15 protein-coding genes are annotated in these 17,207 nt (G+C 40.1%); 2 read left to right on the top strand and 13 right to left on the bottom strand.

The window, feature by feature from the left end; genetic code table 11:
* Positions 1-13 precede the first annotated feature (13 nt).
* The 4 genes from SRRS_RS00075 to SRRS_RS00060 form a co-directional block, all read right to left on the bottom strand.
* On the bottom strand, positions 14-1,315 hold the full coding sequence (locus SRRS_RS00075) for a SpoVR family protein (protein WP_371365100.1): 1,302 nt from the start codon (positions 1,313-1,315) through the stop codon (positions 14-16).
* Positions 1,315-2,538, bottom strand: a complete 1,224-nt coding sequence (locus tag SRRS_RS00070; protein ID WP_371365098.1) for a YeaH/YhbH family protein — start codon at positions 2,536-2,538, stop codon at positions 1,315-1,317. The genes SRRS_RS00075 and SRRS_RS00070 overlap by 1 nt, the downstream gene beginning before the upstream one ends.
* A gap of 21 nt (positions 2,539-2,559) precedes the next feature.
* The gene (locus SRRS_RS00065) at positions 2,560-4,485 is read right to left on the bottom strand and encodes a serine protein kinase (RefSeq protein ID WP_371365097.1); all 1,926 of its coding nucleotides are present in this window, start codon (positions 4,483-4,485) and stop codon (positions 2,560-2,562) included.
* Positions 4,486-4,684: 199 nt separating this feature from the next.
* Positions 4,685-6,274 carry a methyl-accepting chemotaxis protein gene (locus tag SRRS_RS00060; RefSeq protein ID WP_371365095.1) on the bottom strand — a complete coding sequence of 530 codons (1,590 nt, stop codon included), beginning with the start codon at positions 6,272-6,274 and terminating at the stop codon, positions 4,685-4,687.
* Between the two features lie 278 nt (positions 6,275-6,552).
* Here SRRS_RS00060 and SRRS_RS00055 point away from each other — a divergent pair, with 278 nt between their 5' ends.
* A complete protein-coding gene (locus SRRS_RS00055; RefSeq protein ID WP_371365093.1) occupies positions 6,553-6,888 on the top strand; it encodes a L,D-transpeptidase in 336 nt (111 codons plus the stop codon).
* A 23-nt stretch (positions 6,889-6,911) separates the two neighbouring features.
* Here the strand turns inward: SRRS_RS00055 and SRRS_RS00050 are convergent, their stop codons facing one another.
* Complete coding sequence (locus SRRS_RS00050) at positions 6,912-7,073, bottom strand: hypothetical protein (RefSeq protein ID WP_371365091.1); 162 nt, start codon at positions 7,071-7,073, stop codon at positions 6,912-6,914.
* A gap of 139 nt (positions 7,074-7,212) precedes the next feature.
* Here SRRS_RS00050 and SRRS_RS00045 point away from each other — a divergent pair, with 139 nt between their 5' ends.
* Positions 7,213-7,692, top strand: a complete 480-nt coding sequence (locus SRRS_RS00045; protein ID WP_371365089.1) for a YbaK/EbsC family protein — start codon at positions 7,213-7,215, stop codon at positions 7,690-7,692.
* Between the two features lie 60 nt (positions 7,693-7,752).
* On the opposite strand, the gene SRRS_RS00040 is transcribed toward SRRS_RS00045, so the two are convergent.
* From SRRS_RS00040 to dnaA, 8 genes are all read right to left on the bottom strand, one after another.
* On the bottom strand, positions 7,753-9,453 hold the full coding sequence (locus tag SRRS_RS00040; RefSeq protein ID WP_371365088.1) for a methyl-accepting chemotaxis protein: 1,701 nt from the start codon (positions 9,451-9,453) through the stop codon (positions 7,753-7,755).
* 348 nt (positions 9,454-9,801) lie between these two features.
* Positions 9,802-11,718, bottom strand: coding sequence for a DNA topoisomerase (ATP-hydrolyzing) subunit B (gene gyrB, locus SRRS_RS00035; RefSeq protein ID WP_371365086.1), 1,917 nt, complete (start codon positions 11,716-11,718; stop codon positions 9,802-9,804).
* Between the two features lie 15 nt (positions 11,719-11,733).
* Entirely contained in the window at positions 11,734-11,988 is a 255-nt protein-coding gene (remB, locus tag SRRS_RS00030; protein WP_371365084.1) for an extracellular matrix regulator RemB, read from the bottom strand.
* Positions 11,966-12,832 carry a DciA family protein gene (locus SRRS_RS00025; protein WP_371365082.1) on the bottom strand — a complete coding sequence of 289 codons (867 nt, stop codon included), beginning with the start codon at positions 12,830-12,832 and terminating at the stop codon, positions 11,966-11,968. The genes remB and SRRS_RS00025 overlap by 23 nt, the downstream gene beginning before the upstream one ends.
* Positions 12,833-12,837: 5 nt before the next feature.
* Positions 12,838-13,935 (bottom strand): DNA replication/repair protein RecF, encoded by a 1,098-nt coding sequence (recF, locus tag SRRS_RS00020; RefSeq protein WP_371365080.1) that lies wholly within the window; start codon positions 13,933-13,935, stop codon positions 12,838-12,840.
* Positions 13,926-14,153: an RNA-binding S4 domain-containing protein gene (locus SRRS_RS00015; protein ID WP_371365078.1), complete on the bottom strand. Its 228-nt coding sequence runs from the start codon at positions 14,151-14,153 to the stop codon at positions 13,926-13,928. Before SRRS_RS00015 ends, recF begins: the two co-directional genes overlap by 10 nt.
* Before the next feature lie 39 nt (positions 14,154-14,192).
* Positions 14,193-15,320 carry a DNA polymerase III subunit beta gene (gene dnaN, locus SRRS_RS00010; protein ID WP_371365076.1) on the bottom strand — a complete coding sequence of 376 codons (1,128 nt, stop codon included), beginning with the start codon at positions 15,318-15,320 and terminating at the stop codon, positions 14,193-14,195.
* Positions 15,321-15,602: 282 nt separating this feature from the next.
* Entirely contained in the window at positions 15,603-17,207 is a 1,605-nt protein-coding gene (gene dnaA, locus SRRS_RS00005; RefSeq protein WP_371365074.1) for a chromosomal replication initiator protein DnaA, read from the bottom strand.

Genomic DNA, 17,207 nt, shown 5'->3' with positions numbered 1-17,207 from the left:
CAGCATTATTTAATTATTCATCCCATACAGATACAATTTTATCTTCTGTACAACGGATTATCTTATTTTTATTGTTTAGCTTGGTCTTCAAATCTATTTTGCCGCCCCACAGTTCGGCAACGTATTTAATAGTTTCTTTGGCATAATTCATTTCCAGTTCCCGCCCATCATAGACATGCTCTAAGATAAGCACACCATTTTCTATACTGCACGGCTTTATTTCCGGCACCATCCCTAAACCCGCTGCGTTAGCCAATTCATCCCGGATAGCCCTCCAGCCGTCTTCGTCGGCAACTTCATCGACTACAATGTCAATTCCACGAACTTTGTAGGTAAATAGATTCATTTCGTCGCATAATTCCTGGTTTATATACCTCCTTAAGAAGGAAGCATCCCTTTCTTGAGATCTTATTTCAAATATTTTATCCCGTCCGTATTTTTTATCAAGATACTCAAATATTTTAAAACCGATAAAATACGGATTGATCCTCCCCTCATGCGGCCGGACAACCAGATTATGACGCTGCAGGAATTCAAAATGCAAGCCCTGCGGCAAGTTTAGTTCATTAAGCAGATTATAATGCCAATAGCTGGCCCATCCTTCATTCATAATCTTTGTTTCCACCTGAGGCATAAAATAGAAGGTTTCTTCTCTGACGATATTAATCAAATCCCGTTCCCAATTGGCTAACTTACCGCGTTCACTTAAGAACCATAACAGGTCGGACTTCAGTCTGTCAGGTATTTCCTCAGGTTTTTCTTTTGCCAGTTCCTGTTTTGTAGGTGGTTTACCTTCTCCCTGACGTCTAACCTGGAACCGCAGAGAATGGGCCGCGTCAAGTATTCGTTCTACTTTTTGAGCGCCGATACTGGGATCGGCAATATAATCACGCACTCTGCTGGCATGGGTTTTGAACATCTCCACAGTAAGTTCCGCCCGGGTATTTTCTTTAAACATGCGATTATTTTTGAAAAAGTCATTATGTCCGTATACATGGGCAATTGTCAGTATTTGCAGGAGTAAAGTGTTATCCCGCATGAGATAACCAATACAAGGGTCGGAGTTTATTACCATTTCATAAGGTAGTCCGGTTAAGTTATAACTATAAAAAGTCTTTTGCCGCTCATAAGCTTTACCATAGCTCCAATGCGGATAGTGGGACGGCATACCTACGTAAGCTTCATAACACAGCATATCTTCGTAACTGCAAATCTCAAACTGCTGTTCATAACAGTCAAGTCCATTTTTGCTGACAAGCTGCTCAATGTTTTGGCTCCACACTTCCAGGTCTTTGATTATATAATCTGCCGCCACTAGTTATCACCCCCGGCGTCTGTCCCCATACCAGGTTCACTATTTTCCGTTTCTTTTTCCAATATCCTCTTAAGTGCCGGCCAAACATCTTCTTTGCGTCCCATAGACACCGTAATAAAATTTTTATCCTTAATTTTTTGTTCGAGCTCACGACGAATGGTAATTCCATACCCATAGTTAGCCAATATCTCAACGTACCCTACTAAATTGCTGACACTTGTTAATTCTATAGCCTTTTCTATTGTCCGCGGATTATCCTCCGTCCAATTATCACCGTCAGTACAATGAAAAGCATAGATATTCCAAACTGTTGGGTTATACCGCTGATCAATTATCTCCAAAGCCTTGACATAACCGCTCGAAATCATTGTTCCCCCCGACTCACCATGGTGGAAAAATTCACGCTCATTGACTTCTTTAGCCTCAGTTGTGTGGGCAATAAACACGACCTCAACTTGTTCATACTTCCATAACAAAAACTGATATAGAAGAAAATAGAAAGTGCGAGCCAGATATTTCTTACTTTGATCCATCGAACCAGACACATCCATAATGCAGAAAACTACGGCATTCGAATGTCTTCTGATATCTTCCTTGACTCTAAAATACCGTAAATCGTCTTCGCGAAAAGGCACCCGTTCCCGTACGATTTGACCATCATCAGACACTTGAGCCTCTGTACATACCTTTTCACGGACAAGACCTTGTTGACGTTTAATTTTTTCTACCATTGTCCGTTTTTTAGCTAATCTTGGCGGAATACCTTTACGCTGGTAGCCCGACTTTTTAAATTTATACTCCGTTTCCTGCAGAGCAAATTTTTTCCGTTCCAGATCAGGCAGGTTGATATCGTCAAACATATAGCTTACGATTTCGTCCATAGTTATTTCGGTTTCGTAAATATCTTCTCCCTGTTCATTACCGGCTTGACCCAAGCCTTTTTCTTGCTGATTGTTAGTACGGCCAACAACTCGGCCGCGTTCTTCTTCACCTGTGCCGCTAGCTGCACCGCCGTTATTTTTACCGTAAATAAATTGATATTCTTTGACACCACGAATAGGTATCTTTATTTTTTTATTTTTGCTTTGACCAATTATACTTTCTTCGGCAATAATATCGCCCAGATTGCGTTTTATCGCATCCTCAACAAGCTCCCTATGGCGTTTTCGATCATATTGCGAACGGTCAGACTGGCCGATACGTCCTTCTTTAAATATTGCCATACGTCCACCTCCGTTCCTACACTAATCCTTCCACAAATTGTTGGCTGCATATTTTAACACTACATTGCAGCAATGCGGACAATAGCCGTTTTCCTTCATAGCTTCGACCATGGCATTAAATTTACTTTCCTGCTCTTTATCACGCACTCTGGCCTGAGTAATAATCCGGGAAAGCTCTTTGACCGAAGCGGTTAGTTTCTTTTCAATAGCTTCCTTGAGTGGTTCATAACTCTTATATTCAATCTTTCCGCCATTACGCATAACAGTAAACATATAGGATGTGACGTCTTGACGGAAACCCTGGGCGGCTGTACCGGAAATACCAATTTGCTCTTCTATGGACTGCAGGAATTTGATATCAGGCTCCAGTTCCTCTCCGGTATTCTTATCTTTTAGTTTTGTTGAATTTACAAATGCCTCGGCATGATCGAGATAGTTATTAAACAAACTCTCAGCCTGCTCCTTATAACCGTGAATAAAGGCTTTCGTCACTTCTTTTTCTAGTATTTTGTTATACTCTTTCTTAATCGTATCTTGCAGAAAACCAAGATACCGTTTCTTTTCATCTTCGGCAATAGCAAGATCTTTAACCGCTTTAACCATTGTATCAATAACCGCAATTGGATTAATGCAGTTGAATTCAGATTCGGACAAAGTGGTATCCAGTGCTTTCATAATAAAGCGAGTGGATATTCCTGTCATTCCTTCACGCGGCGCTTCCTCCCTAAGCTCAAAGACATCGATCTTCTTGGTTGAACCTTGTTCTACGATTTCTTCGCCGTTATAGATCTTCAGCTTTGTTAATTGATCAACTTTTGACGACGGCGTTAAACGGGTAAGAATGGCAAACATGGAGGCCACTTCGATGGTATGGGGCGCAATATGAGCATTGAAACTACTGTTTTTCAGTACTTTGCGATAGATTTTGACCTCTTCATCAAGTTCCAGGCAATAGGGCACTTCTACTTTGACAATACGGTCAAGAATAGCTTCGTTAGTATGATCTGATTTAAACTTATTCCACTCGGCTTCGTTAGAATGAGCCAGGATAATACCATCAAAGTAAATCATAGCCCCTTTTCCTGGCGACGGAATAGATTTTTCCTGGGTTGCGGTTATCATGGTATGGAGATATTCAACATCGTTTTTAAATACTTCAATAAACTCAACCACACCCCGGTTACCAACATTAAAGGCACCGTTTAACGATAGTACTCTGGGATCATCTTCAGGATATAAATCAAGCTTAGATATATCAACAGAACCTGACAACACGGAGGTGTCCTGGTTATTCGGATCTACCGGCGGAACAACACCAATGCCTTTGCGGGACCTAATGGAGAATTCGGATGTAGTTACGGGGAATCGTTCAAATTCGCCATTATATTCATGTTTTAGGCGGTAGCGGCAAATTGGGCACAAATCGCCTTCAATTTTAACTCCTAATAACTCTTCAAATTGTGGTCGTAAATGTTTGGGAATTAGGTGCAACGGCTCTTCCCGCATTGGACATTCTTTGAGTACATAGATAGTTGGACTCATCTCCAACGCCTGCTTTAAGGATTCCATTATCGAAGATTTTCCGGCTCCTACCGGTCCGACCAAATACAGAACCTGGCGGGATTCTTCCCCTTTCATTGCCGCCGAATGAAAGTAACGCATAATTTTCATAATGCTCTTATCGATACCAAAAAATTTGTCTTGGAAGAAACTATAGCGTTTGAGTGTATCATTGCCATAAATTCGTTTTAAGCGGGTAACTTCTTCGGTCTTAAGTGTTTCAACGCCGGATTTAACCAGCAGATCGTACATACGTTGATGGGCTAATACGGCAATACTGGGATTTTCTTTTACAATTGACAAATAATCAAGTAACGTACCGTCAAACTTATATTGTTTGTGCTCGTCGCGGTCTTGTTTAATTAGTTTTTCAAAATCATAAGCCATAGTTCTTGCCTCCTTTTCTTATTCTGAGAAATCCCTTGAATATTTCGATTGTAATCAATTTCATACTTGTTATGTCATAAAAGCAATCTCTGCCTTTTTACTAATTTATTATCATATTGGAGAAAGTGGGCCTGTCTCCAATAAAAAAAGCGCGATAGACAGCTTAGAACCATCTATTGCGCTTTACCATTGTTCATTTTTAATCGGCTTGTTTTTCACCCACAAACAGCATTCCGATAATCTGTCCATGTTTATCTTTTAGTGTCTCATAATTTACGATATACCACTGCCGCATAACGGTTGCTCTGCCGATATATTCAGTATCCCGTTTTAAAACGGCTTTTTCTACATAATTGGCTGCAGGAGTACCGGTCGCTCTTCGGCCAGTCTTTGTAGTAACCGTTGTGGCAATCCTTGTATTACTTTGAAATACAGTAAAAGCCGCTCCCACTTTACGGGATATTTCATCAACTAATTGATCATTATTATTGATGACGATATCCCCTACCATCAATTGATTCCGGCTATTTATATGAATTGGACCATATGTATAGAGCAACTCCCGCGCTTTATTTAATTTATCCTTAATTCGTTTTCTAGTACCCTCGTCAACGGCCACAAACTGGGCTGTCATTTCTTCCATACTCTGAGCCATGCCATTCAATTCATAGGCCGATTTTGCGATTTTCTCGATAGTGGCAAAAACTTCCTCACTGGCAGCGTTAATTTCCTGGCTGGCACCAGAGAAATGGCGGGCAATATCGGTAATTTCCCTTACATTCGCCGTAATATTTTCAATGTCATCGGTCACACCTGCTGTATTTTTTGCCATTAAGTTTACTTGTTCATTAAGCGATTGGCTGATAGTAATTATTCGATTTAATGCCGCTTCCGAACTACCGGCCATCTCTGCGCCGCGATGCGCTTGATTAAGTGCTGTTTCAATAGCAGCAACAGTATCCTCTGTTTCCTGACGCACCCCCATAACCAGCTTGGTAATTTCTTCAGCCGACTGCCGGGAGTTTTCAGCCAATTTACGAACTTCATCGGCGACTACGGCAAAACCCCGGCCTTGCTCTCCTGCCCGGGCTGCTTCGATCGCAGCGTTTAAAGCCAATAAATTGGTTTGAGATGCAATCTCAGTAATTACTTCAACAATTTGACCTATTTGATTAATACGGGCTGCCAATCCATGAATTGCTTTAGCAGATACATCCATCTGGGATTTTACGCCGGTCATAGTCACAATTGCTTCTTTAACCTGAGATGCGCCTTCTACTGCGCTGGCACTGGCTTCCTGGGCTAATTTGGCAGTTTGCCCGGCTAATTTGTTAGTATCATGAATTTGGGAACTGGCATGTATGGTAGACTGACTGCAGGCTTCCAAATCATGAACCTGTTGTGATGACCCGGCAGCTATTTCTCCTATATTCCCTGTAGTCTGCCGCATAGCTTCCGTGGTTTGCTCTGAGTAATCTGATAAATACTTACTGGCTTCTGAAACCTTGCCACCTATTTGGGTAATTTCTCCAATTAAGTCGGATATTTTTTCCATGACATTATTCGTATTGTGGGCTAATTCACCAATCTCATCGTCGGATATAATCGTAAGTTTTTTCTTTAAATCGCCGCCACCGGCAGCCATTTCCTTTAAATTAACAAGTAACTGATGTACCGGCTTAGCTATTTTTTTGGAAACAATCACAGACCATAACAGTAATATCAACACAGATAAAATGGTATAAGTAAAGATAAAGCCTTGAAACTGGAAAGTCGATAAAATACTCATTAAAAGCAAAATTCCCCCTAGCGGGGCTAATCCGGTAAAAAATAAACATAAGGCCAATTTACCCCTGATTCCTTTGAACCACTCCGATGTGTGCACCATTATCCAAGATCACTCCCTTAAAAAAAGATCATATCACCCCAATACTATACTTAAAAATATATTCATGAAATTTCTGTCAATTCCTCCAACTATAGGGTGCTATTACTAAAGAAATCTAATTATTTTCTTCATCACTCTCACTCGGCTTCGGCATAGTATAGTATCGGAGGTGAAAAATAATGGCTTATTCGATTAAAATTAAGCTATCAAGCCGTACTCTATTTTTATTGAACAATAATACGATAGTCCGGAGTTATCCAGTAGGTGTCGGTAAAAACGCTACCAGTACCCCGACTGGCAGATATTATATTGTTAGCAAAGTTCCTAACCCTGGTGGTCCATTTGGTGCAATATGGATGGGCCTAAGTCAACCCCATTATGGAATACATGGTACCAATAACCCTTCGTCCATTGGCGGTGCTGTATCCAAAGGCTGCGTTCGTATGTACAACCGGGATGCACTTGAGCTGGCTGGCAAAGTCAGCATAGGAACCCCGGTTATTATTGAACTTTAAATTCTACTCGTTTTCATTGCGATTTAAACGGATATACTACCACAGTTATCGAATCCACATACTTCGCCACTTGCTTTAGCCTGTACCCAAAATCCGGCATCATTAGCGGGTGGCCTGTTTGCCGGCAATATAGTAAAATTTAAATGACAGCAGCCGTGAAATTTTTCAGTTTTTCTATCTGTCATTTTTCATCTTCCTTTCTGACATAATGTTTATGTATTATATGCCCCCTATAAAGTAAATGCTAAAAGCACTTCACTTTCATGGGAAAAGTTGTATAATAATACATAATTATTCATTAATCAATAGGAGGATCTGAAAATTATGGCTGAAATATTAGGAAAAAGTGCACTTAAAATCCAGGAAGAACTTAATAAATATAATCTGAGCCTTAAAGTAGTAACAATGCAGGATTCCACCCGAACCTGTGTGGAAGCGGCCAATACAATCGGCTGTGAAGTTGGACAAATTGTAAAATCTTTAGTCTTCCGCGGCAAAACCAGTGGTACACCTGTATTAATCGTAGCGAGCGGGGATAATCGCATAAATGAAAAAAAAATGAAAGAATATCTAGGAGAAGCTGTCACCAGGCCGGATGCGAACTATGTTCAAGAAACAACCGGATTTGCTATCGGCGGAATTCCCCCCGTCGGCCATACTACAAAAATGCCTTGCTTTATTGATGCCGACCTTTTCCGGTTTAAAGAGGTATGGGCTGCTGCCGGAACACCTTTTGATGTATTCTGTCTTACCCCCGATCAATTAGCAACAATTACTCAGGGTAAAATTATTAATGTAAAATAAAGGTAAAAAACACAGCCCGCTATCGGCCGAAAGACCTAATAGCGGGCTTTTTGTATCTATTTATAATCTAAACCGGTTGACTTCATCACTTAATTGGTCAGCCATCTGTCGCAAAGCGTGACTAGAAGCCGATATTTCTTCCATAGAGGCCGACTGCTCCTCTGTGGCTGCCGAAACAGATTGAGCTTGTGATGCCGTTTCCTTACTCACAACTTCAATTTGGTGAACTGCTTCTATAATATGTTCACTACCTTCGACCAAATGCTGGATTGAAGAAGATATGTCATTAACTTGCATTGAGACAATATCAACAGATTCCCTTATATCTTTAAAAGCGCTTCCGGCATTTTGCACTAAACCAGCACCGCTTTCTACTTCTTGTTTACCTCTATTCATAACTTCTACAGCCCTGTCTGTATCGCCTTGAATCCTGGCTATCATTTCGGATATCTTTTTCGCCGCTTCCTGTGACTGTTCCGCCAATTTCCGTACTTCCTCGGCAACGACGGCAAAACCACGTCCCTGCTCGCCGGCACGGGCTGCTTCGATGGCGGCATTTAACGCCAATAGGTTGGTTTGACCGGCAATACCTGAGATGGTCTCCACAATCTGACCTATTTCCTGCGATCGGGCACCCAATTCGGCGATTACTTCAGCAGAATCCAATACCGTCTTTTCGGCGTTTGCCATCTGCCTTACAGCTTGATCAATAACCTGTTCACCGTGTGTTGCGGTATCGGATGCTTTTCGCGATGTTTCTGAGACGGTGTTAGCATTTTCAACGACTTGATTAATACTGACAGACATATCTTCTACAATTGCTACAGCTCCAGCAACCGCCCTTACCTGCTGATCTGCTCCCATAGATACTTGAGTGATTGCTTCAGCAACCTGTACCGATGCCTGGGCCGATTGTTGGGCTCCCTCTGTTAAATTAACTGAGGAGTTTGCTACATGGCTAGAAGCTGCTGTTGTTTTCTGAATGAGATCCCGTAAACTAACTCCCATATGGCTAAAGGCCTTTACCATATCCCCGATTTCGTCATTGCCTGTATACACTAAATTAGACTTTGCTAAATCGCCACCGGCTATTTTGTTAGCTTCTTTTAATATCATATTGACCGGTGTCGCAATTTTGCGGGAAAGCCATAAAGCAATAATTATAGCGAACACAATAATAATAATATCTAAAATACTGATTAATTTTTCGATTTTATTTTGATTCTCATGATTTTGCTGAACTCTTAAATCCATTCTTTCTGTTAGAAAAATAACAAAATCATCCATTTTTACTTGAGTCTCTTTGCTAACTGCCCCGGCTTCACTCATATAAGCTAAAGACTCTTCGGTTCCTTTTTGCGTTTTTATCTCAAGTGTCTTTTCGGTAACTTCCTGATATTTCGCTACAACTACTTTCAACTCGGAAATTTTTTGCTTACCTTCCGGAGTAGTTAATTTCTTTTCCAAACTAGTAAAAAGCTGCTGCATTTTTTGTTTTGAATCCTGATATTTAGTTATGTACGCTTTATCCCCAGTTAAAAGAAATCCTCTGGCATAATACCCTTGTGTTCTAAGCTCCAGCGTCATATCTTTGACCTCAAAAACCAATGGAACACTACGGGACAGAAGGGAATTATAACCATCTTCTATTTCATTAAGCTGCCAGAAAGTATACCCACATAAACTACTAAAAGCAATTGCAACAAACAATACAGTGGCTACTATTTTTTTACCTATAGTAAATCTTATTTCGTTTAGCACCTGTTACCTCCTAATTGTATAAAAGAAGTTTATTCTATTATTGGGGATAAGTAATCACGGCGTTGCTAGCAGTATAAATACATATGCTGCTGTCTTATACGTAAATTATCTACCAAACTCCATATTATCCCCCTTTCCCAAAAAGAGTTACTAATTTAAAAAGACCAGATTTGCTGGTCTCTAATTATTTATATCGGTAATTTATTCATAGTTATTAACTATAGATATTATATATATCCATTATATTACTATTAATCGACATCCGTGTCTATATATTTAAAACGCTCTTACTTACTAAAAAAAAGTCGTTTTACGCAAAAAACACGGCTATAAAGCCGTGTTTTTATTTTATATATCCAAATTTCTAACTTTGCTGGCGTTTTCTTCGATAAACTTACGTCTTGGCTCTACTTTATCTCCCATAAGTACTGAGAATATTTCATCAGCAGACATGGCATCTTCCAGTTCAACTCTGAGGACTGTTCTTGTCTCAGGGTTCATCGTTGTTTCCCATAACTGCTCAGGATTCATTTCGCCCAAGCCTTTGTATCGTTGAACATTAATGCCCTCGCGGCCTATTTTTGCAAGTAAGCTGTCCATTTCGGCATCACTATAGAGATACCAGCTCTCCCTGCCTTTTTTAACAAGATACAGCGGCGGTTGAGCAATATAAACATGACCACCTGTAATTAACGGCTGCATATGGCGGTAGAAGAAAGTTAGCAGCAAGGTACGAATATGAGATCCGTCAACGTCGGCATCTGTCATGATAATGATTTTACCATAACGGCGTTTCTCAATATCAAAATCTTCGCCAAAACCATTACCAAATGCGGTGATCATGGCTCTAATTTCTTCATTGTTAAGAACTTTATCCATCCGGGCTTTTTCTACATTGAGAATTTTACCGCGTAAGGGGAGGATAGCCTGGAACCGACGGTCACGGCCTTGTTTAGCCGAACCACCGGCGCTGTCGCCTTCGACGAGGTAAATTTCAGCCTGATCCGGGTCTTTTATCGAACAGTCAGCTAGCTTACCCGGCAATGAGCTGGATTCAAGCGCACTTTTACGTCTTGTAAGTTCCCGAGCCTTACGGGCAGCTTCCCGGGCGCGGGAAGCCATAACGGCTTTTTCAATGACTTTTTTGGTAACAACAGGGTTTTCCTCAAAAAACTCATTAAGGCCGTCTGACACAATATTGTCAACAACACCACGTACCTCACTATTGCCCAGTTTGGTCTTGGTCTGACCTTCAAATTGCGGCTCTTGAATTTTGATACTAATTACGGCTGTCAAACCTTCCCGAACATCTTCACCGCTAAGGTTTTCCTCATTTTCTTTAAGCAGGTTCAGCTTACGGCCAAAATCATTAATAGCCCTGGTTAGGGCAATTTTAAAGCCGCTAAGATGAGTGCCACCTTCTTGCGTATTGATATTGTTAACAAAGGAATATATATTTTCCGCGTAACTATCGTTGTATTGAATAGCAATTTCGGCAAGAGTAGTATCTTTTGCACCGTTTAAATAAATAGGATTATTATGAACGACATCCTTATTTCTGTTTAAATATTCAACAAAGGAGGTAATACCACCCTCATAATAAAATTCTTCCTTTTCTTCTGTTCTTTCATCTTCGAGGATAATTGTTATATTTCTATTTAGAAATGCCAATTCCCGTAAACGATTTTTTAACGTATCAAAACTATACTCGGTTTCTTCAAAAATTTCTTTATCAGGCTTAAACGTAGTTTTGGTTCCTGTTTCTTCTGTTTCACCTATTACTCTAAGACTTTCCACTGTATTTCCACGTTCAAATCGAATAAGGTGAACTTTGCCGTTTCTCTTGACTTCAACCTCCATCGACTCGGATAGAGCGTTTACTACCGAAACACCGACTCCGTGAAGACCACCCGATACTTTATAACCTTCACCGCCGAATTTTCCGCCTGCATGAAGGATGGTAAGCACAACTTCGACAGCCGGTTTACCTGTTTCATGCATATCTACCGGAATACCGCGCCCATTATCAATAACTGTTATACTGTTATCTTTACGTATTTTTACCTCAACTCTGTCACAAAAACCAGCCAAGGCTTCGTCAATACTATTATCAACTACTTCGTATACTAGATGGTGCAAACCCCTGGCAGATGTGCTGCCAATATACATACCTGGGCGTTTGCGAACAGCTTCTAGACCTTCTAGAACCTGAATCTGCTGCGCACCATAGCTGCCGTTTACTGTTGTATCACTCATATCTACCATATTGCCAAACCCCCGTTATTCCTGATCTCCGACCGGTATATAGTCAGCCCTCTTTTTCAATGTTTGTGAAGATATGGCTGACAGGTATATGTTTTGGTCGGTTACAACAAAACTTTTAGCACTATTATCCGAAATATCTATTACTTTGTTCATGGACTTTACATTCTTTATGTATTGTTCTGTAATCGCCGAACCAGTTATTTTTAAATCCAAAATAGCAATCACACTGCGCAAAGGAATAACAGTATCAGCGCCTAGATGCAAGAACATTGTTTTTCCTCCTGACTTTTTCCGCAAGCCGCACTTTTATTTTTCCAATAACAGTATCGACCATTGCTTGATTTATCTTATCTGGTTTGACTCCAGTCATAAGCATTACTAATACAGCATCATTAAGCTTGTCCCAGCCTGATTCAAATAAAGCATGAATATATTTATGAATCAAGCGTTTTTTAACATTATGAAAATCGCGCGGACTACAAGGGATAAATTGGTTAACTTCCTGATAAGTAAACCAGGGAGCTTCTACCAAAAGCTTTTTTATAGCTTCTTTTTTCTCCCGTTGCTGATCTCTGCTGCATACCGTACAATAGCGTTGCCTAGGCGGAACTAATACACTGCACCTTTTACAAGGCTGCCAGCCTTGGTTTTGCTTAGCTTTATTCATTCCAGTTTGCTTTATTAAAACATAATAGCATTTTTTTCTTAAGTTTGGATCCTTTATAGCTTCAGTAGCCTTCCATACATCAGCTAACTCCTCAGAACCAAGTTTCGCTGGATATAGTAAGGAATCAAATTCCTCACCTTCTTGATGATTCTGGTATTTTCGTAAATCTCCTGCTTGAAAACGGATATCAACAATGAGTTTTTCGTTGAGAAATGTATTTATTTTATTAATAATCTCCGGTTTTAAACTTAATAAATGATGGCTCCATACAGAATTATTCACAGCCAACAACAAAATGCCACGTTGAGTGGAAATAGGCCATGCATGGCTGGAGATATCTTCACCGACAATTTCCGGCCAATGCACAATTACAGACTGGGCATTATATTGTTTTGTAATTCCCAGGGATTTTATCGTACCTGACAATACTTCCTTGATACGAAACATAACGATCACTCCGTTACGGTACCGCCTAAGATGCGATAGAATTTGCCAATTTTCGATTGAGAAAAGTATTGTTCATCCGCAGCTGTAATGAAAGTCTGAATACGTTCCCTAATAAATAAGAGTAACTCAGAACGGCGTGCGGCGTCAAGTTCGCTCATAACATCATCTAATAACAATATAGGATATTCCCCTGTTTCAGACTTAATAAATTCGAGTTCGGCCAGCTTCAAAGCCAATACACCTGTTCTCTGTTGGCCTTGGGATCCAAAAGTACGTAAGTTTTTTCCATTAACGGAAAATATTAAATCATCACGGTGTGGGCCGACGCTGGTGCTGCCTGTCATAATGTCCTGACGGCGTTGTTGGTTCAATTGCTCCAGATACCAAGACTTTAAATCATCCGTTTTATCTTGATTTAGTCCGTTTATATGATAAGCAACTGTTAGATTTTCCTGACTGCTGGTAATCTTACGATGATGAAGGTTGGCCAGCATTGTCAATTTTTTAACGGCTTCCAAGCGCTTTTGAGTAAGCGTAGCCGCTGTATTTGCTATTTGTTCATCCCAAGGAGAGAGTAATTCGGCACTGGACTTACCTTCCCTGATTTTCTTTAAGAGATTATTACGCTGGTGCAGCATCCGGTTATAATTTAGCAAATGCTTATAATAGGGAGGATTTGCCTGAGATATTTCATTATCCAAAAAGCGCCGACGTAAAGCCGGCGCTCCTTTTATCAACAATAAGTCTTCAGGTGAGAATAATATAGCATTCAATGATCCTATAATCTCGCGTGCTGGAACGGGATGACTATTATATAGTATCTCCTTATTCTGGTTTGCTATAAATTTGATTTTTACCGAATTCTCAACCTCTTGTCGATAAAAAACGACCTCGGCGCTTGCCGCCGTCTGATCCCAGCGAATTAACTCCTGATCAGTAGTTGTGCGATGGGATCTTCCCATCGCAGCTATATATAAGGCTTCCAGGAGATTGGTTTTACCTTGGGCATTAGGACCAATAAAAACATTGATATTAGCCGTAAATTCAATATTTATATTTACATAATTCCGAAAATTATGTAAAATAAGCCGATTTACTCGCATGCCTCACCTTTAATAATTTTCCAGTTACCAATACCAGCGATATCAATACTATCTCCAGGGCGAACTTTTTTCCGGCGTTCGGCAACAAGCACACCGTTTAGTTTAATGAGCTTATCTTCAAGCATGGGCTTGATTTGAGCTCCATTTTCAATAATTCCTGCCCATTTTAGCAACTGGTCAATATTTATTTCTTCTGTGTATATTTCAATTTCTTCCACAACAATCCTCCTAACAGAGGCTATTTTGTTAACTTTACGCTAGTTGGTACGTACTGGAGTAATTATATAAGTATAGTTGTCATCATTGGTAGGTTTAATACTTGCCGGACTCAGTGGGGTATTTAATGAGAAGTACAGTTCAGACGAGCCGATGTTTTTTAAGATGTCTGTTACATATTTTGCATTAAAGGCAATGGTTATGTCAGTTCCCTCGGTTGTTACCGGCACTGATTCATAGGCTTTTCCAATATCGGGATTATTAGATGTTATTATTACTTCGTTAGGATTGAACTGAAACTTAATAACATTGTATTCACCATCTTTGGCCATGAGTGAAACCCTTTCTACTGCATCCATAAACAGCGCTGTATTAATGGTGGCAATAGTACCAAAGTCTGGCGGAATTACTCGGTTATAGTCAGGGTATTGTCCTTCAATCAATCTTGATTCCAGATATACGTCTTCAAAATTAAAAGCAACTTTGTTCTTTTCCCAGCAAATACTAATATCAACAGGCAGTTCAGATGATAATAAGCGGGCCAATTCATTAAGCACTTTGGAGGGTATTACTATTTTTAATGCATTGCTGCTATTAGTATTTTCCGTTAAGCTCTTTTTTAATGCTAAACGGTGAGTATTTGTAGCTACCATCCGCACATCTTGCTCTGTTAATTCTAATAAAGCGCCGGTAAAAATCGGTCTGCTTTCTTCCGTAGCGCAAGCAAAAACTGTTCTTTTAATAAGATCACGTAGTACATTGTCTTTTATTGTTAAAGAATTTATACCAGTAGTTTTATCAAATAAGGATTTTAATACAGGAAATTCTTCGGCAGGCAGGCTAAGCAAATTAAATTGTGAAGAGCCTGCCGTAATTTTTATAGTGCGGTCTTCACCAGAGGAAGAGATCTCAACACTTTCGCCTGGAAGCCTTTTAACTAGTTCTTGGAAGTATCGGCCAGATAGCACAATTTGGCCGGGAATATCTACTTCTGCATCTATAGTGCAGCTGATTCCGATTTCATAATCAGTTGCTTGTAATTCTAGCTTGTTGTCTTGGGCGGATAGATAGATACCTGAGAGAATTGGCAGAGTAGCTTTGGCAGCCACTGCTTTTTGGACTGTTTGTACGGCATGGTTGAGCCTGTCTTTAGCACAGGTAATTTTCATCAGGAAAAGCCCCCTTGCGGTTATATAGGATAAAAATTTTAGGAAGCGGTTATATTATTATTAATTAAAACATATAAATAATAAGATAGCCGTAATAGTAGTAGGCGCTGTTGATATGTTGATAAATATGTCAAATGCACAAATATGTTGATAATAAGATGTGAATAATATGTCGATAAGTAATATGATGGTTATCAACATATTAACAGGAAATTCACTGAATAAAGTTATTAACATTTTGTGTACATCTTAAAGCAGTAGTTATACACAGAGTTATACACGCTACGATTCGATGCGTTTAATAAGTTCTTTTATTGTGTTACTTAGTTTAGCATCCGCATTTCGTTCGCGGCTGATTTTGTCATGAGCATGTATTACGGTAGTATGGTCACGGCCGCCAAATATTTCACCGATTTTTGGCAGGGAAGTTTCAGTCAGCTCGCGACATAGGTACATAGCGATTTGACGCGGATATGTTACATTGCGAGTACGTTTCTTGGCAGATAAGTCTTCTAGTTTTATTTTAAAATGTCCGGCAACAATATCTTGGATAAGTTCTGTCGTTATTTGTTTTGGCCGGCCATTGGGGAAAATGTCTTTAAGGGCCTCTGTGGCTAAATCTATATCGATAGGAAGATTGTTTAAAGAAGCATAGGCAATGACTCGAATGAAAGCTCCTTCCAGTTCGCGGATGTTGTTTTCAATCCGGCTGGCAATGTAGACTATAACTTCATTGGGGACATTTAGGCTTTCCATCATTGCTTTTTTTCTTAAGACGGCAATGCGTGTTTCTAAATCCGGGGTTTGAATATCGGTTATTAAGCCCCATTCAAACCGGGAGCGAAGCCTGTCCTCCAGTGTTTGAATTTCGCGCGGTGGCCGGTCACTGGAAATAATGATTTGTTTATTGGCTTCATGCAAAGTATTAAAGGTGTGGAAAAACTCTTCCTGGGTATGTTCTTTTTTCGATAAGAACTGAATATCATCGACTAAAAGAACGTCTATATTACGGTAACGCTGACGAAAACTTTCAGGATTACCGCTAATAATTGAATTAATAAGTTCATTGGTAAATTTTTCACTCGAAATATAGACAACCTTCATATTGGGATTATTTTCTTTAATACGATGGCCGATGGCGTGCATAAGATGGGTTTTTCCAAGACCAACGCCGCCATAAATAAAGAAGGGGTTGTACACTTGCGCAGGCGCTTCCGAGACAGCAAGAGAGGCAGCGTGTGCCAGTCTGTTGGAGTTACCGATAACAAAGGTAGAAAAAACATATTTTGGATTTAGTGTAAATTCGTCAGGAGTAGATAAACTGCTGGTGATAGCAGAAGAATTGCGTTTTTCTGTCTGAATATTGACTTTTAGAGCCGGTTTCTGCTTATCCAGAACAGATACGGCCGGTGACAGCGCTGCCGCGGCTTCCGGTATATCGCCAATGTCATCCAAATACTTTAAATAATCGGTATTATTAACATCCTGATCAGCACGGGGTTCAATTGCCTTGTTAACTTCTCCATTAGCAGTTTTCTTATTTTGCTCGACCATATTAGAAATGCTGCTGGTTTCTTCGAGAGGCTCCATTTCGAGTAAAGGGTTTAATTCCAGTTCTTCCATTTCGACGTCCATATTAATGAAGACGACTTCAAAATCTTTGTTGGCGGCAGCTTTTAAGGCAGCCTTAATAACAGGCACATAGCGGCTTTCCAGCCACTCTTTAACAAACTGTTTTGGAGTGCCAATTTCAATAACGTCATCATTGATTGACAGTGGCATTGTTGATTTGATCCATGTTTCAAAAAGCGGTTTAATAAACGCTTTCTTCATGTGTACCAGTGCCTGTTGCCAAATGCTCGCCATATAAGCGGTATCCGCGCTCAT

This window comes from Sporomusa rhizae, assembly GCF_041428845.1.
In the GTDB taxonomy this organism is placed as follows: domain Bacteria; phylum Bacillota; class Negativicutes; order Sporomusales; family Sporomusaceae; genus Sporomusa; species Sporomusa rhizae.
Note: the sequence above shows the minus strand (reverse complement) of the source record. Positions and strands in the feature narration are given on the sequence as shown.